The sequence below is a fragment of the Bradyrhizobium jicamae genome, assembly GCF_018130215.1.
GTDB lineage: Bacteria > Pseudomonadota > Alphaproteobacteria > Rhizobiales > Xanthobacteraceae > Bradyrhizobium > Bradyrhizobium jicamae_A.
Window position 1 is genome coordinate 49502 of sequence record NZ_JAFCKQ010000037.1, and the last position, 23034, is coordinate 72535.

The window sequence follows — 23034 nt, forward strand, 5'->3', positions numbered from 1 at the left end:
TCGGCGGGGCTTTTTTGTCGAAAGCGAGCAGCCTGTCGAAAGACGGGCGCAATTCTCGGGCCTACAAACTATCCCACCCTCGCCGCGCGGCGCAGCGATTGTGGCGGCTGGCCAAAGGCACGGATGAAGGCACGGCGCATCCGCTCGGGATCGCGGAAGCCGGTGATCTCGGCAACCCGCTCGATCGCCTCGCCCGACGACTGCACGCGCTGCCGCGCGACCTCGATGCGCAGGCGTTCGACTGCCTTCGACGGCGTCGACCCTGTCTCCGCGATGAAGGCGCGCGTGAAATGCCGGGAGCTCATGCCAGCCTTCTCGGCGAGATCCTCGACCGTCAGCGGCGCGTCGAGATTTTCCCGCGCCCAGGCGAGCAGCGGCCCGAAACGGCCGTTCGGCGTCTTCAATTCGAGCAGCGACGAGAATTGCGACTGTCCGCCGCTGCGCCGGTGATACAGCACGAGCTGGCGCGCGGTCTTCTGCGCAACTTCATCGCCATAGTCTTCCGTGATCATCGCCAGCGCCAGGTCGATACCGGCGCTGATCCCCGCCGAACTCCAGATGTTGCCGTCGCGGACGAAGATCTGGTCGGGCTCGAGCCTGACCTTCGGATAGGTCTTCACGAAATCCGGCGTGCGCTGCCAATGCGTGGTGGCGCGGCGACCGTCGAGCAGGCCGGCCTCGGCGAGCACATAGGCGCCCGAACAGACGCTGGCGACGCGGATACCGCGGCCTGCCATGCGCCTGACGAAGGCCAGCGTGGTCGGGCAGCTCGCCGGAGCCTTCACGCCGTTGCCGCCCGCGATGATCAGCATCGTGATCGCCGCCGATGGCTTCAGCCCTCGCGCCAGCATCTCGACCCCGGAGGAGCTGCGCACCGGCCCGGCCGTTACCGCGAGCGTCTTGATATCCGGCACATTGCCGGCGAAGCGCGCGGCAATTTCGAACGCAGCGATCGGGCCGGCGGCGTCGAGCAGCTGGAAGTCGGGAAAGATCAGGATGCCGATCATCGTCGATCCTCACATGCAGGCGTATGTCCTGAATTGAGGGAAATACGCCATTTTGGACGGAATGCCAAGGTGGCAACATGGTGCCGTCTCGCACAATTTGGAGGATTGCGATGTCCGAAGCCCTGCAGATTGGACTGCTCGTCTTTCCGAAGGTGACCCAGCTCGACCTCACCGGACCGCTGCAGGTGTTCTCGTCGGTCCCCGGCGCAAGCGTGCACCTGATCTGGAAATGCATCGAGCCGGTGCCGAGCGATTCGGTAATGGTGCTGACGCCGACCACGACCTTTGCCGGCTGCCCGCAGCTCGATGTGATCTGCGTACCCGGCGGGGCCGGCACCGACGACATGGTCGGCGACGAGGAGATGCTCGCCTTCCTGCGCAATCAGGCGGCCGGCGCGAAATATGTCACCTCGGTCTGCACGGGATCGCTGGTGCTCGGCGCGGCCGGTCTCCTGAAGGGCTATCGTGCCACCACGCATTGGAGCGCGATCGATTTCCTCGCCGGCTTTGGCGCGATCCCGACCAGGACGCGCGTCTGCGCCGACCGCAACCGCTTCACCGGCGGCGGCGTCACCGCTGGAATCGATTTTGCGCTGACGCTGGTTTCGGAGCTCGTCGATCGCAAGACCGCGGAAGCCATCCAGCTCCGGCTGGAATACAATCCGGCGCCGCCGTTCAATGCGGGCTCGCCCGACACCGCGCCGGCCGACGTGCTGGCGCTGATGAAGGAGCGTGGCGGAGCCGCGCAGGCGCGCCGCAGCGAAAAAATGGGCCGCGCGGCGGCACGGCTTTCCTAGCCACGAGACCCGATACCCGGCTCCCTCTCCCGAAAAGCCGAGTGGTCGCCGCACAACAGAAAAAGGCCGCCTGGTTTCCCTGGCGGCCTTTCCTGTCTCACGGTGGCCTCACATTAGCGGGCGATTTCAGGATGCCTGAACCGGGGGCCTATCTCCCGGCCGCATCCTACTCGGAAGCCGCTGCACATCGGGACAGTCGCGATCTGGAGCCCGATCCGACGCGATGGTCTCCCATCTCCGTAAGATGGCCCCATTGAGCCGCGATCCTGCGAATGCCGCAAGCCCGCAAGCGCTCGGCGCGTGGCGCCATCCCCGCTGTCACCGTTGTTCACAGACACGCGTGCGCTGCACGCGCACAAAAACGTTTCAGGAGCCGGATCGGAAGATCAACTGCCGGGGGTCCAGGCGTGGTAGTCGCCCGTTGCCTTGGGGCGCCGGCCGCTCGCCAGCGTCGAGCCGGACGGACGGTAAGCGTTCGGCGTGCCGGTCATGTTCGGCAGATGCGGCTTCTCCCATTCCCGGGCCGTATAGGTCTGCTCGGTCGGGGGCACATCCACGGTGTGGTGCAGCCAGCCGTGCCAGCCCGCCGGGATGCGCGAGGCCTCGGCGTAGCCGTTATAGACCACCCAGCGGCGCTCGAAATGCAGCGTCGGGTCGATCTCGCCGCCCTTGGTGCGATAGTAGCGATTGCCCTGCTCGTCGGTGCCGACCAGTTCGCCGAACCGCGAGGTCCACAATTGCGTGCCAAAGGTCTGGCCATTCCACCAGGTGAAGAATTTCAGCAGGAATTGTTTCATGCGCGGCCGGTCGTCGGTTCGAGGCAGTGGGGCTCTGATGCCACCTGAATCCCCAAATGTCCAGCCGCCGGCCGAACAGCCCCGCCGGCGAGCAAAAACGGCCCGGAATACCCTTTCGGCGACCAAATGACGCGGCGGAACAATCTCGCGTTCAGCCGCCATACATACGTGGTCTGGCAAGCAAGGATGACGCGCAATCAATGTGCGGCACTGGAACGTCCAACCTGGGAAAAGGTTAGACATCATCCGGTTTCATGGAGTTGAAAATGATCAATGTGAAGATTTTGAGCACTGCTGCGGCCCTGGCGCTTGCGCTGCCCCTGGTGCTGCCGACCGAAGGCTTCGCCCAGGGCCTGCAGAGGGGCGGCCATGGGGGCGGTGCTGCGGTCGCAAGGCCCGCCGGTGGCGGCGGCTTCCGTGGCGCAGTCGGACCGAGCGGCGGAATTCACGTCGGCGGCGTGCCCGCTGGCGGAGCTGTTGCGGGTGGTCCCCGCGTTGGCTGGAACGGTGGCGGCGGGGGCTGGCATGGTGGCGGATACCACCATGGCGGCGGCTTCTGGCCCGGCGCGGTGGCGGGTGCAGTCGTCGGCGGCGCGATCGCGGCCAACAGCTATTACGGCCCCGGCTATGGCTATGGCTATGGCCCCGGTTACTATGACGACAGCTACGGCTATTACGACGACAGCAGTGCGCCTGTCGCAGTCGAAGTGGCGCCGGGCGGCGATGCAAGCTACTGCGCTCAGCGCTACAGGTCCTACGACCCGGCCTCCGGCACCTATCTCGGCTATGACGGCCAGCGTCACCCCTGCCCGTAGGCGCGGCCTGATTCGTGATTGCCAAAGGGCGGCGGCAACGCCGCCCTTTTTCATGCGCGCAAGGCAACGCACGCAGCTGTTGCAAATGTCGCCAGCCACGCGGCGATGACGTGCAATCGTCACGACCGCCGGTCATGCTGCAGAGGTGCCGCTCGATCACGTGGAATTTCGTGCTCGGGAAAATTGAGTCCTTCCAACGCAGTTTCGAATTGCAGTTTCGAAATGCAGTTTCGAACGGCAACATCGAAAGGCAGCCGATGACCGGAACCAGGTTAGGGATTTGTAATTCGGAGCTGCAATGAACGGGTGGACAAATGCGAGTGATGTGTCACGACTAGCCGGGATTATGCTTGTCATCGAACAACATATGCACTCTATCTTACAGACTATCTGTTCCGGTTCCGCCTTAATTCAGCAACGGGCCAAGCGAGTCGTCGGCACGCGAAGCCCCTGTGAGAGGATGCAACGTGCCGCGCGTTCTCGTCGTCGATGACGATCCGATGGTGTGCGTCGCCATCGAGGTTTGTCTGCAGCGCCAGGGTTTCGAGGTCACCGTCGCCGACGGCGGCGAAGCGGGCATGCGCGCGCTGGAGAATGCAAGCTTCGACGTGATGCTCGTCGACGTCTTCATGCCGCATATGCGCGGCTTCGAGGCCATCCGCGTCTTCCACGAGCGCGCGCCTGAAATCCCCGTGATCGCGATGTCCGGCTATGCCTTCGCCAATGCCGACCGCGGACCGGATTTCCTGCGCATGACGATCGAGCTCGGCGCGGCCGCATGCCTGCGCAAGCCGTTCACGCCTCAGGCGCTGATCGCCGCCATCAACGAGTGCCTTGCCAAATCCACCTCGTCCGCCCGCCTTTCGAGATAATTCTTCGTACCAAGCGGCTTCGTACCAAGCTTCAATGGCTACCCAGCGTCTCATTCTCGGCAGCGGCCTCGCGATCCTGCTCGCCATCAGTGCGGCATCGATCGGGCTCGACGTCAGGGCACGCAACGAGGTCGACTCGGTCGATCGCACGCTCGGCATCCTCAAGAAGATCTCCGACATGCGGCCGCTCCTGCGCGGCAGCGAGAGCGCCGCACGCGGCTTCGCGCTGACCGGCGACGCATCCTTTACCGATGAGTATCGCGAGCAGAGCACCGCGCTCACCACGGCGTTCGACGACCTGATCGCGGCCGTGCAGAGCGACCCGGACGAAGCGCGATTGCTTGCCGACGCGAAAACCCAGGTCGACCGCGGCGTCGCGCTCGGCGCCGAGCTGATCAGGTTGCGCAATGCCGGCGACGCGGCCGGCATCGCGGCGCTGATCTCCGGGAGCGAGAGCCGCACAGTGATGGACAAGATCGGCTCCGCGCTCGAGCGGATCGTCGCCGAGGAGCGACGGCTGCTCGCGGTCCGCAGCGAGCAGTCGAAAAACAACGGACGCCTGCTGCTGGCAATCGATCTTGCGGGCGTCGCACTGATCCTGGTGCTGGCAACCGTGATGACGCTGACGACCCGGCGGTCGCGACGGGAGCTGCAGGACTCGCTGACCGCAACCCAGGCCACCAACGTATCGCTCGAGGCCAAGGTGGCCGAGCGCACCAAGGATCTCGCCGCGGCGCTCGAAGAGGCGCGCCGCTCGACCGCCGTGATGGAAACCACCTTCCACAGCATGGCGGAGGCGGTGCTGGTGATCGACGGCACCGGCACCGTGCTGCTCTCCAATCCCGCCGCCGAGAAGATGCTGCGCTACAAGCCCGGCATGACATTGCAAAACCTGCGCGGGCTGAGCACGGTGTTCACCGCCGACGGGGTCACGCTGATGGCGCTCGAAGACATGCCGTCGGCGCGGGCCTTGCGCGGCGAGGAGTATGACGGCCTGGAGTTCATCGCGCGGCCGGTGCGCGGCGGCCGCCAGATCCATATCGTGGTCTCCGGCCGTCCGCTGCGCGATGCCGAGGGCCAGATCACCGGCGCGGCGCTGGTCTATCACGACATCACCGCCTCGCGCGAAATCGAGCACCAGCTGCAGCAATCGCAGAAGCTCGACGCGATCGGCAAGCTGACCGGCGGCGTCGCGCATGACTTCAACAACATGCTCACCATCATCACCGGCACCACCGAGACGCTGGTCGAGAGCCTGCGCGACGAGCCGCAACTGGCGCGCACAGCGGAGCTGATCGACCGCGCCGCCGAGCGGTGCCGCGAGCTGATCCAGCATCTGCTCGCCTTCGCGCGTCGCCAGCCGCTGGAGCCGCGCACCGTCGACATCAACGGCACCGTGCTCGACATCGCCAAGCTGCTGCGCCCCACCCTCGGCGAGCAGATCGAGATCAATTCGGCGCTCTCGGCCGATGTCGCCAATGTCCATATCGATCCGTCGCAGCTTGCCAACTCGCTGCTCAACATGGCGATCAACGCCCGCGACGCGATGCCTGACGGCGGCAAGCTGCTGTTCGAGACCAGCAACATCGATCTCGACGAGGCCTATGCCACGGCCAACCCCGGCGTCGCTCCCGGCCGCTACGTGCTGCTCGCGGTCAGCGACACCGGCTCGGGCATGTCGCAGGCGGTGCAGGACAAGGTGTTCGAGCCGTTCTTCACCACCAAGGAAGTCGGCAAGGGCTCGGGCCTCGGCATGAGCATGGTCTACGGCTTCGTCAAGCAATCCGGCGGCCACATCAAGATCTACAGCGAGCAAGGCCACGGCACCACGATCAAGCTCTATCTGCCGCCGGCCCGCGGCCAGGTCGTGGCCGAGGCCGCCGCAACCGCGCCGGTGCCGCGCGGCAGCGAGACCATTCTCGTCGTGGAGGACGACGCGCTGGTGCGCAATTACGTCACCGCGCAGCTCGCGAGCCTCGGCTACAAGACCATCGCCGCCCCGGACAGCCGCGCTGCGCTCGCGATCGTCGACAAGGGCGAGAAATTCGATCTGCTGTTCACCGACGTCATCATGCCCGGCGGCATGAACGGCCGGCAGCTCGCCGACGAGGTCGCCAAGCGGCGGCCCGGCGTCCGGGTGCTCTACACTTCGGGCTATACCGAGAATGCGATCGTGCATCACGGCCGCCTCGACGAGGGCGTGCTGCTGCTCGCCAAACCCTATCGCAAGGCGCTGCTCGCCAAGATGATCCAGCAGGCGCTGGGCTCCGGGCCCGGCTGAGTCCCTGTCGCAATGCCGCGGTAAACATCGGCGGCCGATTCACCGCGTCGCCAGCACGACCCCGAACAGCGTGAAGATCAGCGCCACGATCTGCGCCGGCCCCAGCGGCTCGTGCAGCGCCATCGCCGAGGCGACCACGCCGATCACGGGCACCGCCATGGTGCCGATCGCCGCCACCGAGGCCGGCAGGCGGGCGAGCGCGGCGAACCAGCTGACATAGGCGACGCAGAACTGGATCACGGTCGAATAGACCAGCAGCCACCAGCCGATGGTGGTGACGCGGTCGAGATGCGTGGTCTCGATCGCAAAGCCCGCGATCGCGACCGGCAGGCAGCCGAGCCCGATCTGCCACGCCGCAGCCGGGATCGGCGGCATCAGGATCGGAAATTTCTTCGCCAGCACCGTGCCGAGCGCAAAGCCCATGGCGCCGCCGAGTGCCATGATGATGCCCGGGAGCTTCTCCTCGCTCGCGGAGATGCCGTTGCCGCCCATGATCGCGGCAAGCCCGGCGAAGGCCATCACCAGCGCGATGGTCCGCAACAGCGTCGGCCGCTCGCCGAGCACCGGCCAGGCCAGGAGCGAGGCCCAGACCGGCATCGTGTAGGCGATCAGCGCCGCCTCGCTCGCCGGCAGCCAGAGCAGCGCGAGCCCCATCAGCACCATCCAGCCGGTGACGTTGAGCAGGGCATAGAGCACGAGCCGCGGCCACAGCCGCGCCTCGACGGCCAGCGACTGCGACCTGATCAGCGCCAGCACGGCCAGCAGCACCGCGCCGATCACCCCGGTGGTTCCGCGGAGCGTCAGCGGCGGCAGCTCGCCGAGCAGGAATTTGGTCACCGGCCAGTTGAATCCCCAGCCCACCGAGGTGATGGCGAGGAACATCAGGCCGGCGGGCGCAAGGCGCGCCCGTCGAGGGGCTTTCGAATCTGTCATGGAACCCGGCAGGGCGAAGTGGCGCTTGGGATCTGGAATCGCTGACCACCTTGCCCGCGAATTCGTCGCCCGACCATCACGCCCCTGACATGCCTGATCCGTAGTTTGCCCGTAGGCCTACGTGAGTCCCAAAAATTCAATCCGGACCTCCGAATAAATAGTTCGCCTGTGAACATCGGGGCGAAGCTCCGATCCACAGCCCGGACGATTTTTTTTGGCTTGGGAATCCCTGAGGACTCACCGATAGTTGGCCCGATCACAGGTGCGGCACCGACCCCTGTTATCCCCCTCTTTCCACCATATTTAGTGTTTGATTCAGAAACTCGTACTAGTCCTTGACGGGCGTCACGGACTTGGCCTAGCTTTCAGCCTGTTCGGCGCGAGTGTGTTTGGGTCCCGCCGGTCGCTCCCAAAAGGGTTCCAAAATGACCACTCCGCCAGGCCCTCGGGGCCGCGGGAGAAGGGCTTGTCTGCCCTGATTTTGGACCATCGCCGGGGCGCCAAACGGGCCGGAAAGGCTCGACAAACAGAGGCCGGAAACCGGCCCGACAAGAAGCGTGCGCGTTGCGAAGTCGCGTGAGCGTTGGGGCGTTGAATGCATGAACCGGGTCTCCCCGAAACGGGTTGGCTTGGGGGGTGCCGCCGCCGGGCCGGTGCTGAGCCGAGCCGGGCGGATTGAGAGAACAGGCCGGGATCTACCGGCTGAGCTGCGAACGACGGGAGGCGGGAATCGCGTGCCGGAGTTCGCAATGGGATAACATTCCGGCACCGCAAACATGTGGGCCGGTCAGAAGAGACGGGGCTCGACCATGCGAATCGAACGACGCAACACCACCAGCGGACAATCCCCTTACACCGGGATCAATTTCAGATTGACGACATCGGAGATCCGCAATCCCGACGGCTCCGTCGTGTTTCGCGCCGAGAATGTCGAGGTGCCGGAATTCTGGTCGCAGGTCGCCTCCGACGTGCTGGCGCAGAAGTATTTCCGCAAGGCCGGCGTCGCCGCGCGCCTGAAGAAGGTCGAGGAAGAGACCGTGCCGTCCTGGCTGTGGCGCTCGGTTCCCGACACCGAGGCGCTGGCGCTCCTGCCGGAGAACGAGCGCATCGTCGGCGAGACCTCCGCCAAGCAGGTGTTCGATCGCCTCGCCGGCTGCTGGACCTATTGGGGCTGGAAGGGCGGCTACTTCTCGAGCGAGGAAGACGCCCTCGCCTTCTTCGACGAGCTGCGCTTCCAGCTTGCCAGGCAGATGGTCGCGCCGAACTCGCCGCAATGGTTCAACACCGGCCTGCACTGGGCCTACGGCGTCGATGGCCCCGGCCAGGGCCACTATTACGTCGATCCGTTCACCGGCAAGCTGACGAAGTCGAAGTCGGCATACGAGCATCCGCAGCCGCACGCCTGCTTCATCCAGGGCGTGGGTGACGACCTCGTCAACGAAGGCGGCATCATGGACCTCTGGGTGCGCGAGGCGCGCCTGTTCAAGTATGGCTCCGGCACCGGCTCGAACTTCTCGCGGCTGCGCGGCGAAGGCGAAAAACTCTCCGGCGGCGGCCGCTCGAGCGGCCTGATGAGCTTCCTCAAGATCGGCGACCGCGCGGCCGGCGCGATCAAGTCGGGCGGCACCACGCGCCGCGCCGCCAAGATGGTCGTGGTCGACGTCGATCACCCCGACATCGAGACCTATATCGACTGGAAGGTGAAGGAGGAGCAGAAGGTCGCGGCTCTCGTCACCGGCTCCAAGATCAACCAGAAGCACCTCAAGGCCGTGATGAAGGCCTGCGTGAACTGCGAAGGTTCCGGCGACGACTGCTTCGACCCCGAGAAGAACCCTGCGCTCCGTCGCGAGATCAAGCTCGCGCGCCGCAACCTCGTACCCGACAACTACATCAAGCGGGTGATCCAGTTCGCCAGGCAGGGCTACAAGGACATCCAGTTCGACACCTACGACACCGACTGGGATTCGGAGGCGTACCTGACCGTCTCCGGCCAGAACTCCAACAACTCGGTGTCGCTGAAGGACGACTTCCTCCGCGCGGTGGAGACCGACGGTGACTGGAACCTGAACGCCCGCACCTCGAAGAAGGTGACGAAGACGCTGAAGGCCCGCGATCTCTGGGAGAAGATCGGCTACGCCGCCTGGGCCTCGGCCGACCCGGGCCTGCACTTCAACACCACGATGAACGACTGGCACACCTGCAAGGCGTCCGGCGACATCCGCGCGTCCAATCCGTGCTCGGAATACATGTTCCTCGACGACACGGCGTGCAACCTCGCCTCCGCCAACCTGCTGACGTTCTTCAACACGTCGACCAAGCGCTTCGACGTCGAGTCCTACGAGCATCTCTGCCGGCTCTGGACCATCGTGCTGGAAATCTCAGTCATGATGGCCCAGTTCCCGTCGAAGGCGATTGCGGAGCTATCCTACGAGTTCCGCACGCTGGGCCTCGGCTTCGCCAATATCGGCGGCCTGCTGATGACCATGGGCCTGCCCTATGACAGCAAGGAAGGCCGCTCGCTGTGCGGCGTGCTGACCGCTGTCATGACCGGCATCGCCTACAAGACCTCGGCGGAGATGGCGGCCGAACTCGGCACCTTCCCCGGCTACAAGAAGAACGCCGCGCACATGCTGCGCGTGATCCGCAACCACCGCCGCGCCGCCCATGGCAACGCCGGAGGTTACGAGGCGCTCTCGGTCAGCCCGGTGCCGCTCGATCACGCCTCCTGCCCGCAGGCCGATCTCGTCACCCACGCGATCCATGCCTGGGACGACGCGCTCGCGCTCGGTGAGCAGAACGGCTATCGCAACGCCCAGACCACGGTGGTGGCGCCGACCGGCACCATCGGCCTGGTGATGGATTGCGACACCACCGGCATCGAGCCTGATTTCGCGCTGGTCAAGTTCAAGAAGCTCGCCGGCGGCGGCTACTTCAAGATCATCAACCAGGCGGTGCCCTCGGCGCTTCGCGCGCTCGGCTATCGCGAGAGCGAGATCGCGGAGATCGAGGCCTACGCCGTCGGTCACGGCTCGCTGTCGAATGCGCCTGGGATCAACGCCTCCACCCTGAAGGCCAAGGGCTTCACCGATGAAGCCATCGCCAAGGTGGAAAAGGCGCTGCCGACCGCCTTCGACGTCAAGTTCGCCTTCAACAAGTGGACCTTCGGCGAGGACTTCATCCGCGACCAGCTCGGCATCGGCGCGGAAGCCATCGCCGCGCCGGGCTTCGACCTGCTCTCGGCGGTCGGGTTCACAAAACGCGAGATCGAGGCCGCCAACGTGCACATCTGCGGCGCGATGACGGTGGAAGGCGCGCCGCACCTGAAGGCCGAACACTATCCCGTGTTCGACTGCGCCAATCCCTGCGGCAAGATCGGCAAGCGCTATCTGTCGGTCGAAAGCCACATCCGGATGATGGCGGCCTCGCAGCCGTTCATCTCGGGTGCGATCTCCAAGACCATCAACATGCCGAACGACGCCACGGTGGAGGACTGCAAGTCCGCCTACCTCCTGTCGTGGAAGCTCGCGCTGAAGGCCAACGCGCTCTATCGCGACGGCTCGAAGCTGTCGCAGCCGCTCAACTCGCAGCTCATCTCCGACGACGAGGACGAGGACGATGCGGTGGAGGCGCTCTACGAGAAGCCGATGGCCGCGCGTGCCGCCCAGGTCTCGGAGAAGATCGTCGAGAAGCTGGTCGAGCGCATCGTCGTGATGCGCGAGCGCGAGAAGATGCCCGATCGCCGCAAGGGCTACACCCAGAAGGCCGTTGTCGGCGGCCACAAGGTCTATCTGCGCACCGGCGAATATGACGACGGCCGGCTCGGCGAGATCTTCATCGACATGCACAAGGAAGGCGCAGCACTCCGCTCCTTCATCAACAACTTCGCGATCGCAGTCTCGCTCGGCCTGCAATACGGCGTGCCGCTGGAGGAGTATGTCGACGCCTTCACCTTCACCCGCTTCGAGCCCGCGGGTCCGGTGCAGGGCAACGACTCGATCAAGTACGCGACCTCGATCCTCGACTATGTCTTCCGCGAGCTCGCGGTCAGCTACATGAGCCGCTTCGATCTCGCCCATGTCGATCCGAACGAGAGCGGCTTCGACGCGCTCGGCAAGGGCGTCGAGGAAGGCAAGGAGCCGGACGAGGCCCCGACCCAGCAGGCGACCAAGTACCTGTCGAAGGGCCTGACCCGCTCGCGCACCGACAACCTCGTCATCATGCGCGGCGGCTCCGCCGCGGTGAGCTCGAACTCCGACTCGGCTCCGGCAGGCGGCAACCGCGTGACGTCGCTGGCCTCGCACGGCGCAACGGCCCGCGGCGTCTCCGACGCCATCGAAGGCGCCGTCGCCCTCAAGCAGGAGGTCAGCCACGACCTCTCGCCGACCGAGAAGTTGGAAGCGATGAAGTGGAGCAAGGCCGGCACCGCCGCAGCCGTCGCCGCGCCGTCAAAGGCAGAGCGTCGGGCCGAAGCGAAAGCCAAGGGCTACGAAGGCGAGATGTGCTCGGAGTGCGGCAACTTCACGCTGGTGCGGAACGGGACGTGCATGAAGTGCGATACTTGCGGCAGCACGACGGGGTGTTCGTGATTTAGTCGACGATCATCACGCCCGGGCTTGACCCGAGCATCTACGGAGGGCGGCTGAGAGGCCGCCCTTTTTTGTTGCGCCAAACAACTCAGCCCCGCCCTTCTTGCTCCAACGTAGCTCAAGCATGACGATCGCGCCGTGAGAACGAAGCCTTCCTCATCGCCCCATTCTCGAGATACACCGTTCCGGTCAGTGCCGAGCCTTCCGCAAACTCGGCGACGAAAGCGCGTCCGATATCGTCCTGCTCGATCGTGCCGAACGATCCGGGAATCAGGCGGCCGAGCCAGGCCACATAGCCCGGGGTGTGAACGTTGCCCGCGATGATCCCCGGGCGGAAAATCGCGAGGCGCTGGAATCCTATTTCACGCACCGCCTCTTCTTTCTGCCCCATGATGCGTGCGTAACGAATCCTGCTTGTCGTGGAGCTTCCCGCAGCCGACAGCAGAGCGAAGCGTGTGATACCGCCGGCCCGGCAGCCGCGGGCGAAGCCACCGACCACGCCGATTTCGAGCGCCTTCAGCGCCTCCTCGCTCCAGTTCAGGCTGCCTTTGCCGACGCCAATGCAGCTTGCTCCGTAGACGACATCTCCGTGCGCAACCATTGCCTGCGCAATCTTGCTCACCTGCTCCGGAAAGGTGGCGTCCGCCGTATCCAGGATCACCTGCCGCACGCGGGGATCAGCGACCGGAGAAACCTCACGGCGATTGATCATCACGACTTCTGCGCAGGCCGGTTCGGCGATCAGCGCGCGCACCACCGCCGATCCGACCTGCCCCGTGCCACCAACGATCAGGACGCGAAAGACCATCTCAGGTGTTCTCCCAGCCAGCGTGTTTTAGAGCCCCATCCACTTCATCACGGCATCGGCCGATGCCCAGAGCGTCCAGCCGAGCCCGAGCAGGGAGATCAGCGCAGCCGCCATCGCGACAGTCAGCAACAGGCCGTCCTCCTGCAGATAGGCGATCGCGATCAGCACGACCACGATGCCCGGAATCACGTTCACCAGCGGCAGCGGCCAGCCGGCCGAGAAGGCCAGGAGGAAGACGACCAGGCCCACGAGGCGGTCGATCACGTCTCTGCGCGCGTCCCAGCGCGGCCGGCTGATCCGCTCGATCGCCTCGAGCATCGGGCGGACGAAGACAGTGAATCGCTTGAATCGCTTGAAGTCGAACTGCCGCTTCGACACGAAGCGCGGGAACGCCGGCGCACTGCGGCCAAGCATCATCTCGACGGCGGGAAACAGCAGCGCCAACGTCGCAATCGTCGCGACGCCGGGGATGATCACCAGCAGTCCCAGCAGCAGCAGCAGAAGTCCGAACGAGCGCCTGTCGAGGTTTCTGAGCAGCCATTCGAGGTCGACGGGACCATCCGGCGCTTTCGCGACGAGTTCCTCAATAAGCTGGGAGGTGGAGCCGAGGCTGGATTTGGGCGCCAATGCGGCGTCGGACGAAGGGGGCATGCCGGCAAGGTGGTCAGTCCCGGCATCGATTGCAACCGCTGCCGAAGCGCTCTAGGAAGCATGGGTGAATAACGATTCGGATCAAGCATTGCACAGCCATTCGCCGTCAAGCCCGCTTGCTGCCGCTCCCCGCCGCTGGCCGTGGTTCCTTCTCGTCGCCATCCTCGTGCTTGGGGGCGCCGGCGGCGTCTACGCCTGGCCCCAGATCGCGCCGCTGGTCCCGTCTCTGGGTCACACCGCGCCTGGCGACCAAACGGCTGCAAGCGACAAGGACGCGTTGCCGGATCTGCTTGCGTCCCAGCAGAAGGCCGAGGACGACCTCGCAGCGCTCGGCCGGACGGTGGCGGACCAGCAGCAGCAGCTGAAGACCATGGCCGACCAACTGGATGGTCTGGCCTCGAAAGTCGAGGCACTCCAGACCCCAGCCCCGCCTCCTGCTCCGGTGCCACCACCGGTTGCGCCGGTCGCGGCGGCCGAACAACCACCAGCGCCGGTCGCACAGGCTGCTCCGAAGCGGAGAAAGCCGGCGGCTCATCCGTCCAAGCCGGCAGGTCCGATTTCGACCGGCGGCGCGCCGCTGAACGCCGCCCCTGGTGGCACGGGTCACTGAGCCGTGCGGCGATCGGCGGGGCTGCTGCCCGTTTCGGTCGATTGACCCGCGTGTGGGCGATATCCATATCCGGCGGACCACGCGGCTGCAGCCAAGCGCTTCGCCGTTCCCGGACATAGCCTGATACCTCCGGCGACGTCCTTCCAGCTGTCGTCCCGGAGCCCTCGTGCCAGCCCTCTCCATCCTCGATCTCGTCCGCGTCACTCAGGATACCGATGCGCGTGGCGCGCTCTACAATGCACGCGATGTTGCCGTTCACGCCGAGCGCCTGGGCTATCGCCGCATCTGGGTGGCGGAGCATCACAACATGGCGGGGATTGCGAGCGCAGCAACGTCGGTGGTGATCGGTCATATCGCGGCGGGAACGAAAACCATCCGCGTCGGCGCCGGCGGCATCATGCTGCCGAATCACGCGCCTTACGTCATTGCCGAGCAGTTCGGCACGCTGGCGCGGCTGTTTCCTGACAGAATCGACCTCGGGCTCGGCCGCGCGCCGGGGACGGACCAGCTCACGCTGCGGGCGCTCCGCCGCACGCCGGAAGCCGCCGAGAATTTCCCGCAGGACGTCCTCGAGGTGCAGGCCTTCCTGGCGGCGGCCGGCCCCAACCAGCGCATCCAGGCCGTGCCGGCCGCCGGCACCGACGTGCCGCTGTGGATTCTCGGATCGAGCAATTTCGGCGCGATGCTGGCCGGCGAGCTCGGGCTGCCCTACGCCTTCGCCTCGCATTTCGCGCCCGAGCTGCTGCTTCCGGCACTCGAGATCTACCGGATCAGGTTCAAGCCGTCAGAGCAGCTCCAGCGCCCCTACACCATGGTCGGCGTCAACATCATCGCGGCGCCGACCGACGACGAGGCACGCCGGCTGGCGACGACGCAGCAGATGTCGTTCACCAACATCTTCCGCGGCGCGCGGGGCTTGAGCCAGCCGCCGATCGACGACATCGAGACCTACTGGTCGCCTCAGGAAAAAGCCCAGGCGATGCGGATGCTGGCGCGCTCCATTGTCGGCTCGCCCGAGACGGTCCGCGCCGGCATCGACGCGCTGGTCGCGGAGACCGGCGCCGACGAGCTGATGATCGTGTCCGATGTCTACGATCACCAGAAGCGGCTGCGGTCGTTCGAGCTGATCGTCGAGGCCGCGGGGATCACTGCCTGACACTGTCGCTGCGCGCGCCCGACCAGCGAACAACAAGCTGCATCGAATGCATTCGCGCCTGCTCACCCGTGAAACGCGAACAGCTCGATCGGCTCGGCGAACCCGCGCACCTGGTGCTCGCCGACATGCTCGAGCTTGAACTCGCCTGAGACAAGGTCGGCGAACGCACGGGACAGCAGCACCGGCTTGCCCAGCTGCTTGGTCAGTGCCTCCAGCCGCGAAGCCATGTTGACGGCGGGGCCGATCACGGTGAAGTCGAGCCGCGAGCGCGAGCCGATATTGCCATACATGACGTCGCCGACATGGACGCCGATGCCGTAGCGCAGCGGCGCACCGCCGGCCAGGCTGTTTTTGTCGTTCAGAGCGGCCAGGGCCTGGCGCGCCTCGGTCACGGCATGCAGCAGGTTGGCGCAGGCCTTCGGCTCGCTGAGCGGAAAGATCGCAAGCAGCCCGTCGCCCATGAATTTCAGGATCTCGCCGCCGTGCCGCAGGATCGGCTCCGACAACGCATCGAAATAATCGTTGAGCAGATCGATCACGTCATCGCGCGGCCAGTTGTCGGAGATCTTGGTGAAATCCCTGAGATCGCAGATCACGATCGCGGCGTGCACCGTGGTGCCGCTGCCGCGCCGGGTGGCGCCGGCCAGGATCATCTCGCCGGCGTGCGAGCCGACATAGGTCTCGAGCAGCGTGCGCGCGAGGCGGTTCTTCATGCGGATCTCGCTGACCAGCGCCAGGAGCGGCAGCAGGTTACGGAGAAATGCGATATGCGAATCTTCGAAGCCGCCGGGCCGGTTGGTCGAGAACGCCACCGCATGGCGCTTGCCGAGCGTGTGAAGCATCGGCCACGCCACGTAGTCCGTCAGCCCTTGCGCGCGCAGCTCGCGATAGACGCCGTGCTGGCGCCCCTGCGCCGGATCGCGCTCCAGATTCTCGCGGACCTCGATGGCGCCGCCCTGGAGCTCCGCCACGGGACTGCCGATATATTCGGGTCGCTGCTGGACGTCGTAATCGACCCGCGTGATCGTGGCCTCCTGCATCCCGTTGACCCAGAGGACGCGGGCGCCCAGCCATTGCGGGTGCTGGATCAACAGATGCAGCGAGGCCCGCTTGACCGGAATCCCGGCGCGCTGCAGCCGCACGCACAGCTCGGCGAAGAGATTGTCGATGAAGCGCTGGTCGCGGGTTTCGTTGAGCAGCCAGTGCACCACGTCGCTGCCGGAATGCCCGGTAGCGGGATCAACGTTGGATGGCGCAGTCATGGTTAGCTCCTCGGCGGCAGTCCGGATTGACGGTACCGGATATGTCGTGTTCCGTTCCGCGGCGTCAATGGACACCGCTTCACCTTTGCACGGCTCCGTGCACCATTCATTCGGTGGAAACCGACGGCGCGTTACACAGGACTGTCATCGGGGCGCCGAACGGGCCTCTTGACGGAAGGGCGATCGGCTCACACCCCGCTCAACGCCTGCGCCATGTCGGCGACCAGATCCGACGGATGCTCGATGCCGATCGACAGGCGGATCGTGGTATCGAGCACGCCGATCTTCCGGCGGATGTCGGCGGGGACGCCGGAATGGGTCATCGTCGCGGGCAGGCTCGCCAGCGACTCGGTGCCGCCGAGGCTCACCGCGAGCTTGAAGATCTGCAGTCCGTTCAGGAATTTCTCCGCGGCCTGCTGGCCGCCGACGATATCGAACGAGAAGGTCGAGCCGGCTCCGCTGCATTGGCTGGCGAACACGCGACCGGCGGGTGTGTCGGCATCATGGTGGGCCAGAAAATGCACCTGTGCCACCTTGGGATGATCGCGCAGGTAATCCGCCACGATCCGCGCATTGCGGTCGGCCTTCTCCATCCGCAGGCTGAGCGTTTCCAGCGAGCGGCTGATCATCCAGCAGGAATGCGGATCGAGCTGCGTGCCGATCGCGCCGCGCAGCGCCTTGATGTCCTTCATCAGCTTCTTCGAGCCGAGCGCGGCGCCCGCGATCAGGTCGGAATGGCCGCCGACATATTTGGTCAGCGAGTACAGCGACAGATCGGCGCCGTGTTCGATCGGCCGCTGGAACACCGGCCCGAGCAGCGTATTGTCGCAGGCGATGACGGGCGTGTGCCCCTGCGCCGTGCCGATCATGTCGGCGACACGCCTGGTGAGAGCGATATCGACCAGGCCGTTGGTCGGATTCGCCGGCGTCTCGATGAAGATCATCGCGACCCGGCCCTTCTTCATCGCCTGGTCGGCGGCGGCACGGACCACGCCTTCGTCGAGGCCGTCGGCAAAGCCCACTGCGCCGATCGAGAAGCCGGCCAGCGTCTTCGTGAACAGCGTCTCGGTCCCGCCGTAAAGCGGTTGCGAATGCAGGATCACGTCGCCGGGCCGCGCGAAGGCCAGCACGGTGGTCGAGATCGCCGCCATGCCCGACGCGAACAGCGCGCAGCTCTCGGTACGCTCATAGATCGCGAGCCTGTCCTCGACGATCTCGCTGTTCGGATGATTGAAGCGCGAATAGACCAGCCCCGCCCCCATCCCTTCCGGCGGCTCGCGGCGGCCCGCGACGAAGTCGAAGAAATCCTTGCCGTCCTCCGCGGTCCTGAACACGAAGGTCGAGGTCAGGAACACCGGAGGCTTGACGGCGCCCTCCGACAGCTGCGGGTCGTAGCCGTAGTTCAGCATCAGGGTTTCCGGATGCAGCGTGTGATTGCCGATGTGGGTCTTGGAGGGAAACGGTTTTGCCATGGCCGGTCTCCTTGGCTTCTGAGGGAACGCCGCGCGGGCCGCGACTCCCGGACTCGTCAGCTGCAGCATAATCCAGCTTTGCCCGGTCCGCTCGATGCTAGCGGCGCCGGCGGGCAGACCTGGTGCCGCGCTTCCACATCCGGAACCCGCCCTCGAACGCGTTGGCGTTGTCGCCAAATCTCACCTTCTTCGGCGGATTGTCGACCAGCACGGCATTGCCGCCGCCGAGCACGATGTAATCGGGCTCAAGCGCAGCGAACAGGCGCGCGATCACGTCGTCGACGGTCTTGCGCCACCTCTTCCTGCCGTGCTTCCTGAGACCGGCCGCTCCGACATAGTGCTCGAAGGTCTTGCCGTTGCGATATGGAAGATGGCCGAGCTCCATCGGCTCGGTCACGCCGTCGACGATCATCGCCGAGCCGAGCCCGGTACCGAGGCCGAGGAACAGCATGCGGCCGCCCTGGTAGCTGCCGATCGCCTGCATCATCGCGTCATTGACCACTTTGGTCGGGCGGCCGAACGCCCTTTGAAAGTTGAACCCGGCCCAGCCCTTGCCGAGATTGTGGGGCTCCGTCACCGGCCGGTCGTGGACCACGGGTCCGGGATAGCCGACCGAGATCACGTCATAGGACCAGTCCCCGGTCAGCGCCTTGACCTTGCGCACCATCTCCTTCGCCGACAGCTTTGGGCCGGACTCGAATTCGCGCTTGATGCGCGTCGTGCTGGTCATCACCTTCACGTGCGTGCCGCCGACATCGATCGCCAGCACCGTCCGCCGCGAGGTGCCCTTCCTTGCCTTCCTTGCCTTCCTTGCCTTCTTTGCTTTCTTCGCCATGGAGGGAGAGTAGCACAGGAATGAACGACGGATCAGCCACGCCGATCCGTTGTTCATTCCACCTGAAGCCGGCGGGTTACACAGAGCCTCTCATCGGCTCGCGCTCCGCGAATCCGCGCATTCGCTCCGCACCTACCAGGCGCGATCGACGTTGCGCACCTGGCCGGTCCGCGAGTCGATATAGACCTGCATCCAGCGGCCCCGGCCGTCGCGGCCTTCGATCTCCCATTCATCGCCGAGGAACTGGGTGTAGGACACGGTCATCATGCCCATATCTGTCGCGACATCGAGCGCGGCCTGCATCGAGAACTGGTCGCCTGAATCGTACGCCATTGCCGGCGTCGCCGCGCCGAGCGCGAGGACCGCAACGATCGGAAGGACAAATTTTCGCATGGATCACTCCTGTCGAACCGGTTGAACCGGCGTGCCGGAGAGAACGAGCGGCGGCAGCAATCGGTTCCTGCCGAGACCATCGCGGAACAGAAGGAACACGCGATCTTGCGGCGCTTTGTCGGCGTTCCCGACACAGTCGCGCCGCAGCTTTGTTCCCCATCCGACTCCATTTTGTTCGCAAAGAACGAATCGGATCGAACAAATCAGCGCGGAACAATTCTTAACGAGAGGTTTTCATTTTTGAATTTCGAGACCTTGCAATGTTAGCTCCCCGGAACGACCGACTGCTTCGTAGCCCAGCCCTGGCCGCAGCGCCCGCAGCTTCGCGGCGAGCCGCCGGTGTCCCGTCTCCTCTCGGCGCGCCAACTGGTCGGCGACCGCGACATGATCCGCATCGCTCTTGTGCTGGTTGAGCTTCGACTGGCCCTCGATCTCGTCGACGACGATGTCGATTACCCGGATGCCCGACAGCATGGTCTCGCGCTTGCCCGGCTCCATCTGCGTGAGGTCCCAGGGCTGCTTCGGCAGTCGCGCCTCCGACACCGCGAGCAGCGCATCACCATGGCCGCGATTGTCTGCGGGGTCGTGCAGATGCGCGACGCCGCCGAGATGCACCGCCTCGTAGAGCCAGGTCGAGACGTTGTCGCGCGAGGCGTACCAGTCATTCGAGACATAGCCGTCGTCGCCCGAGACGATGAGGAGGAAGCGCCTCGCACCGTCGGCGAGCTCGACCAGCGGATTCCTCGCGGTCAAATGGATCTGCACAATCACGCCGTCGCCGCGCCGCTCGATCACGAACGGCACATGCGAGCCGCGCGGGCCGCGCGCATCGGCCGCGACGATGACGCCAAAGCCGCGCTCGGCCGCAAAGGCCAGCGCGTGCTGCTCCTCGATACGAAACTGGGGACGGAGGATGTGCATTGCGGCCGCTCGCCACGCGCTCAGGGGATCTCGTACACCGACACCTTGTCCGCGATGCCGCTCAGGGCGACGGTCCGGTGCGTCGGATCCAGCCCGTTGGCCTCGAGCAGAGCCCTGGTTTCGGCGTTCTCGACGACGGATTCGGTCACCACGATCGAGCGCGAGGCGGCAAGCCCCTGGACGCGCGATGCGACGTTCACCGTCTGGCCGAAATAGTCCTGCTGGCCGTTGAGCGTGACGGCCAGGCAGGATCCCTCGTGGATGCCCATCTTCAGGCGCAGGCTCTGATGCTCGCGGTCGGCACCGAGATCGCTCATCGCCTCGCGCATGCGGATCGCGGCGGCAATGGCGCGGTCGGGGGTCTCGAAGGTCGCCATCACGGCATCACCGATGGTTTTCACGATGGCGCCGCGTTCGGACGCGATGATCTCCTGCAGCAGGCGGAAATGCTCGTTGACGAGATCGAAGGCGACGAGGTCGCCGACGCGGTCATAGAGCGCCGTGGAGTCCTTGAGGTCGCTGAACAGGAACGTCAGGCTGAGGATCTTGAGGCGCTGGCCGATGGCGAGCGTGTCGGTGCGGTAGAGGTCGCGGAAAGTCTGGTTGGTGAGCAGGCGCCGCGCCGTCAGGAAGGGCTTGCGCCGCGTCAGCACGTCGTCCAGCGCCGGGCTTCCCACCCAGACCGCCGGCAGCACGCGACCGTCGGTGCGGTTTTCCAGCGTCAGCCGCAGCGGCCCCGGACGCAGGGCGATGGTGTCGACGGGAACGGGGACCTTGTTGAAGGTCACCGAGAGATTTTGCCGCTCACCGGCCTCCTCGCCCCTGACATCGAGGAACTGCGCCGCATGCGTCACCGGATCGAACACGATCAACGTGCCCTGCGGCACGTTCAGCGACAGGATCGCCCGTTCGCCCGGCGGCAGATCGACGGCGTCGAGCGTGACCTCCCGCAGCGTCTTCTCCAGGTCATCGGGAAGATCGATCGCCGAGCTCCAGAACACCTGGCGATAATAGTCGGCCAGCGACAATTCATCGGGACTGTGCGCCGCGATCTTGCGCAGGCGCGGACTGACCGTGAAGGTCACCTCGACCAGATCGTCCAGCGTCGTCTCATAGCCCGCGGCACAGAAGCCGCAATTATACTGCGCACTGTTGAGCGTCTTCAGGCTCTTGTTGGCGGACAGAACCCCGGCGCAGCTCGGGCACATCACGCTCCAGGTCATCTCCAGCATGCCGAGGCTGACGGCATGCAGCAGCCCAGCAATCACCCGCTCCCCCGCCAGATTGGCCCTCGCTGCCAGATCGAGCGGGTTCATTCGGTTCAAGCCGTGATCCGGGGCATCCCGCACCATCCGCTCGAGCATGTCGACGACATCTTCGTCGGCCGCTTGCCGCAACGCTCCAAACATGGTCTCGACTTCGTTCATGCGACGAATGTTGCATGAAAGACAACCCGGCGGAAGTCCGCCGCTCCATCACTTGTGCGCGTCGAACCAGTCGAACTGGCCGGGTTCAGCAAATGGCCGGATTGTCGCCGAAGTCGCAGACACCGCCGGGCTCGTCCCGCGGCGTCGAGGCGAACGCTCCCATCCGAGGCATGGGCATGCGAGCCTGAACATCGCCCCAGTGGCCCGCGTAGGAGGCACCCGCATGCCCTTTCACGATGGCGTGTGGTGCGGCAACGGCGGTGCTGCCGCCAAGCGCAGTCGCCGTGAGCATGACAATCGCGATCAATCCTGCCGAACTGGTCTTGAACCTGGTCATGGGGCTCTCCCTGGAATTTGGCGGAACGGGTCTCCCGTCCGCCGGCCTTGCTGACACCATGACGTGCCTGGCGCGGGTTTATTCCGGCGCCCTCGCAGAATCCTGAGCGACGTGATCAGGCAGGAAAATTGTGCAGGGAATCCAATCCCTCAGCAGGTGAAGGGATCACCAAGTTCCGGACGGCAGGCCGCAATGCCGTTCAGGCCGGCGAATAGATGATGAGCTTCAGGTCGGGATCATCGTTGGCCTGGAAGCTTGCATGGGCAAAACGCAGCAGACCCTTCCTGGGATGTCGCAAGCGCTTGATGCCACCTGCGCCGCCACGGATATCATGGGCTTCCCACCATTTTGTAAATTCTGGACTGCCGTCGCGAAGGCGGCTCAGCAACGCGATGAATGCTGGATCTCCGGCCCAGAGATCGTGAGTCGCACGGAACTGCGCGACGATACGCTTGGCTTCCTCGGCCCAGCTTGATCCAAACAGCTGACGCGCCTTCGGATAGAGCAATGCGAGGATGAGGATGTTGCAATCTTCTTCCGGCAGGCGATCGAAGCCAAAAATGTCGGCGGCAGCCTTGTTCCAGGCAAGGACATCCCAGCGTCGGCCCGTGATGTAAGCCGGTTGATTGAGGGACGCGACCAGGTTCTGAAGGGCTGCGGGAACGATTTCCCGGGTGAATGCGCGCCGGTTGGTCCCCGATGCCAGCGCGCGCAAATGCGCATGCTCGACCTTGCTGAGGCGCAGCGCACGCGCCAGCGCGTCGATCGTGGTGACCGAAGGACTGACTGCTCGCCCCTGTTCGAGGCGGATGTACCAATCCACGCCGATCCCGGCCAGTTCGGCGACTTCCTCGCGCCGAAGGCCGGGAGCGCGACGTCTTCGCCTGTCGGGAAGGCCGACCGATTTGGGGTTGAGCTTGGCGCGCCGCGAACGAAGGAAGTTACCGAACTCGCTTCGACTGGGATCTGACATGACCTTGTCTTCCAGATGCAGGTGTCTTCCAGATGCAGGTGTCTTCCAGATGCAGGTGTCTTCCAGATGCAGGTTCTTCCAGATGCAGGTTCTTCCAGATG

The 23034-nt window shown here is 65.2% G+C and carries 20 protein-coding genes; 7 read left to right on the top strand and 13 right to left on the bottom strand.

Features of this window, described 5'->3' with window-relative positions:
• Positions 1-68 precede the first annotated feature (68 nt).
• Entirely contained in the window at positions 69-1007 is a 939-nt protein-coding gene (locus tag JQ586_RS29620) for a GlxA family transcriptional regulator (protein WP_212398167.1), read from the bottom strand.
• 110 nt (positions 1008-1117) lie between these two features.
• Here JQ586_RS29620 and JQ586_RS29625 point away from each other — a divergent pair, with 110 nt between their 5' ends.
• Positions 1118-1804 (top strand): DJ-1/PfpI family protein, encoded by a 687-nt coding sequence (locus JQ586_RS29625; protein ID WP_212398168.1) that lies wholly within the window; start codon positions 1118-1120, stop codon positions 1802-1804.
• A 386-nt stretch (positions 1805-2190) separates the two neighbouring features.
• Here the strand turns inward: JQ586_RS29625 and JQ586_RS29630 are convergent, their stop codons facing one another.
• Positions 2191-2601, bottom strand: coding sequence for an NADH:ubiquinone oxidoreductase subunit NDUFA12 (locus tag JQ586_RS29630; protein WP_212398169.1), 411 nt, complete (start codon positions 2599-2601; stop codon positions 2191-2193).
• A gap of 266 nt (positions 2602-2867) precedes the next feature.
• On the opposite strand from JQ586_RS29630, the gene JQ586_RS29635 reads away from it, so the two are divergent.
• From JQ586_RS29635 to JQ586_RS29645, 3 genes are all read left to right on the top strand, one after another.
• Entirely contained in the window at positions 2868-3416 is a 549-nt protein-coding gene (locus JQ586_RS29635; protein WP_212398170.1) for a BA14K family protein, read from the top strand.
• Positions 3417-3883: 467 nt separating this feature from the next.
• Positions 3884-4288: a response regulator gene (locus JQ586_RS29640; RefSeq protein ID WP_212398171.1), complete on the top strand. Its 405-nt coding sequence runs from the start codon at positions 3884-3886 to the stop codon at positions 4286-4288.
• Between the two features lie 34 nt (positions 4289-4322).
• Positions 4323-6569, top strand: a complete 2247-nt coding sequence (locus tag JQ586_RS29645; protein ID WP_212398172.1) for a CHASE3 domain-containing protein — start codon at positions 4323-4325, stop codon at positions 6567-6569.
• 39 nt (positions 6570-6608) lie between these two features.
• Here JQ586_RS29645 and JQ586_RS29650 read toward each other — a convergent pair whose 3' ends face one another.
• Positions 6609-7502 (bottom strand): DMT family transporter, encoded by an 894-nt coding sequence (locus JQ586_RS29650; protein WP_212398173.1) that lies wholly within the window; start codon positions 7500-7502, stop codon positions 6609-6611.
• Positions 7503-8311: 809 nt separating this feature from the next.
• Here JQ586_RS29650 and JQ586_RS29655 point away from each other — a divergent pair.
• Complete coding sequence (locus JQ586_RS29655; RefSeq protein ID WP_212398174.1) at positions 8312-12088, top strand: vitamin B12-dependent ribonucleotide reductase; 3777 nt, start codon at positions 8312-8314, stop codon at positions 12086-12088.
• A 118-nt stretch (positions 12089-12206) separates the two neighbouring features.
• Here the strand turns inward: JQ586_RS29655 and JQ586_RS29660 are convergent, their stop codons facing one another.
• Together JQ586_RS29660 and JQ586_RS29665 are read right to left on the bottom strand one after the other, a co-directional pair.
• On the bottom strand, positions 12207-12896 hold the full coding sequence (locus JQ586_RS29660; RefSeq protein ID WP_212398175.1) for an NAD-dependent epimerase/dehydratase family protein: 690 nt from the start codon (positions 12894-12896) through the stop codon (positions 12207-12209).
• A gap of 27 nt (positions 12897-12923) precedes the next feature.
• Positions 12924-13523: an exopolysaccharide biosynthesis protein gene (locus tag JQ586_RS29665; protein WP_212398176.1), complete on the bottom strand. Its 600-nt coding sequence runs from the start codon at positions 13521-13523 to the stop codon at positions 12924-12926.
• 88 nt (positions 13524-13611) lie between these two features.
• Between JQ586_RS29665 and JQ586_RS29670 the strand changes: the two genes are divergently transcribed.
• Both JQ586_RS29670 and JQ586_RS29675 read left to right on the top strand, forming a co-directional pair.
• Complete coding sequence (locus JQ586_RS29670; RefSeq protein ID WP_212398177.1) at positions 13612-14157, top strand: hypothetical protein; 546 nt, start codon at positions 13612-13614, stop codon at positions 14155-14157.
• Positions 14158-14323: 166 nt separating this feature from the next.
• Positions 14324-15313, top strand: a complete 990-nt coding sequence (locus JQ586_RS29675) for an LLM class flavin-dependent oxidoreductase (RefSeq protein WP_212398178.1) — start codon at positions 14324-14326, stop codon at positions 15311-15313.
• Positions 15314-15375: 62 nt separating this feature from the next.
• Here the strand turns inward: JQ586_RS29675 and JQ586_RS29680 are convergent, their stop codons facing one another.
• The 8 genes from JQ586_RS29680 to JQ586_RS29715 all read right to left on the bottom strand — a co-directional run bounded on the left by JQ586_RS29680 (position 15376) and on the right by JQ586_RS29715 (position 22933).
• Complete coding sequence (locus JQ586_RS29680; protein WP_212398179.1) at positions 15376-16575, bottom strand: adenylate/guanylate cyclase domain-containing protein; 1200 nt, start codon at positions 16573-16575, stop codon at positions 15376-15378.
• A gap of 188 nt (positions 16576-16763) precedes the next feature.
• The gene (locus JQ586_RS29685; protein ID WP_212398180.1) at positions 16764-18047 is read right to left on the bottom strand and encodes a cystathionine gamma-synthase family protein; all 1284 of its coding nucleotides are present in this window, start codon (positions 18045-18047) and stop codon (positions 16764-16766) included.
• A gap of 97 nt (positions 18048-18144) precedes the next feature.
• Positions 18145-18882, bottom strand: coding sequence for an ROK family protein (locus JQ586_RS29690; protein ID WP_212398181.1), 738 nt, complete (start codon positions 18880-18882; stop codon positions 18145-18147).
• Positions 18883-19014: 132 nt separating this feature from the next.
• Entirely contained in the window at positions 19015-19275 is a 261-nt protein-coding gene (locus tag JQ586_RS29695) for a PepSY domain-containing protein (protein ID WP_212398182.1), read from the bottom strand.
• Between the two features lie 234 nt (positions 19276-19509).
• A complete protein-coding gene (locus tag JQ586_RS29700; RefSeq protein WP_212398183.1) occupies positions 19510-20196 on the bottom strand; it encodes an FMN-binding negative transcriptional regulator in 687 nt (228 codons plus the stop codon).
• 20 nt (positions 20197-20216) lie between these two features.
• The gene (locus JQ586_RS29705) at positions 20217-21623 is read right to left on the bottom strand and encodes an adenylate/guanylate cyclase domain-containing protein (RefSeq protein WP_212398184.1); all 1407 of its coding nucleotides are present in this window, start codon (positions 21621-21623) and stop codon (positions 20217-20219) included.
• Between the two features lie 85 nt (positions 21624-21708).
• Complete coding sequence (locus tag JQ586_RS29710; RefSeq protein ID WP_212398185.1) at positions 21709-21960, bottom strand: hypothetical protein; 252 nt, start codon at positions 21958-21960, stop codon at positions 21709-21711.
• 199 nt (positions 21961-22159) lie between these two features.
• On the bottom strand, positions 22160-22933 hold the full coding sequence (locus tag JQ586_RS29715) for a helix-turn-helix transcriptional regulator (RefSeq protein ID WP_212398186.1): 774 nt from the start codon (positions 22931-22933) through the stop codon (positions 22160-22162).
• Positions 22934-23034 lie beyond the last annotated feature (101 nt).

Coding starts and splice junctions, on each gene's coding strand:
- JQ586_RS29650 (WP_212398173.1), bottom strand. CDS start 7,502: ATGACAGATTCGAAAGCCCCTCGACGGGCGCGCCTTGCGCCCGCCGGC.
- JQ586_RS29685 (WP_212398180.1), bottom strand. CDS start 18,047: ATGGCAAAACCGTTTCCCTCCAAGACCCACATCGGCAATCACACGCTG.
- JQ586_RS29655 (WP_212398174.1), top strand. CDS start 8,312: ATGCGAATCGAACGACGCAACACCACCAGCGGACAATCCCCTTACACC.
- JQ586_RS29660 (WP_212398175.1), bottom strand. CDS start 12,896: ATGGTCTTTCGCGTCCTGATCGTTGGTGGCACGGGGCAGGTCGGATCG.
- JQ586_RS29695 (WP_212398182.1), bottom strand. CDS start 19,275: ATGCGAAAATTTGTCCTTCCGATCGTTGCGGTCCTCGCGCTCGGCGCG.
- JQ586_RS29625 (WP_212398168.1), top strand. CDS start 1,118: ATGTCCGAAGCCCTGCAGATTGGACTGCTCGTCTTTCCGAAGGTGACC.
- JQ586_RS29705 (WP_212398184.1), bottom strand. CDS start 21,623: ATGAACGAAGTCGAGACCATGTTTGGAGCGTTGCGGCAAGCGGCCGAC.
- JQ586_RS29700 (WP_212398183.1), bottom strand. CDS start 20,196: ATGCACATCCTCCGTCCCCAGTTTCGTATCGAGGAGCAGCACGCGCTG.
- JQ586_RS29630 (WP_212398169.1), bottom strand. CDS start 2,601: ATGAAACAATTCCTGCTGAAATTCTTCACCTGGTGGAATGGCCAGACC.
- JQ586_RS29690 (WP_212398181.1), bottom strand. CDS start 18,882: ATGGCGAAGAAAGCAAAGAAGGCAAGGAAGGCAAGGAAGGCAAGGAAG.
- JQ586_RS29620 (WP_212398167.1), bottom strand. CDS start 1,007: ATGATCGGCATCCTGATCTTTCCCGACTTCCAGCTGCTCGACGCCGCC.
- JQ586_RS29645 (WP_212398172.1), top strand. CDS start 4,323: ATGGCTACCCAGCGTCTCATTCTCGGCAGCGGCCTCGCGATCCTGCTC.
- JQ586_RS29680 (WP_212398179.1), bottom strand. CDS start 16,575: ATGACTGCGCCATCCAACGTTGATCCCGCTACCGGGCATTCCGGCAGC.
- JQ586_RS29715 (WP_212398186.1), bottom strand. CDS start 22,933: ATGTCAGATCCCAGTCGAAGCGAGTTCGGTAACTTCCTTCGTTCGCGG.
- JQ586_RS29635 (WP_212398170.1), top strand. CDS start 2,868: ATGATCAATGTGAAGATTTTGAGCACTGCTGCGGCCCTGGCGCTTGCG.
- JQ586_RS29710 (WP_212398185.1), bottom strand. CDS start 21,960: ATGACCAGGTTCAAGACCAGTTCGGCAGGATTGATCGCGATTGTCATG.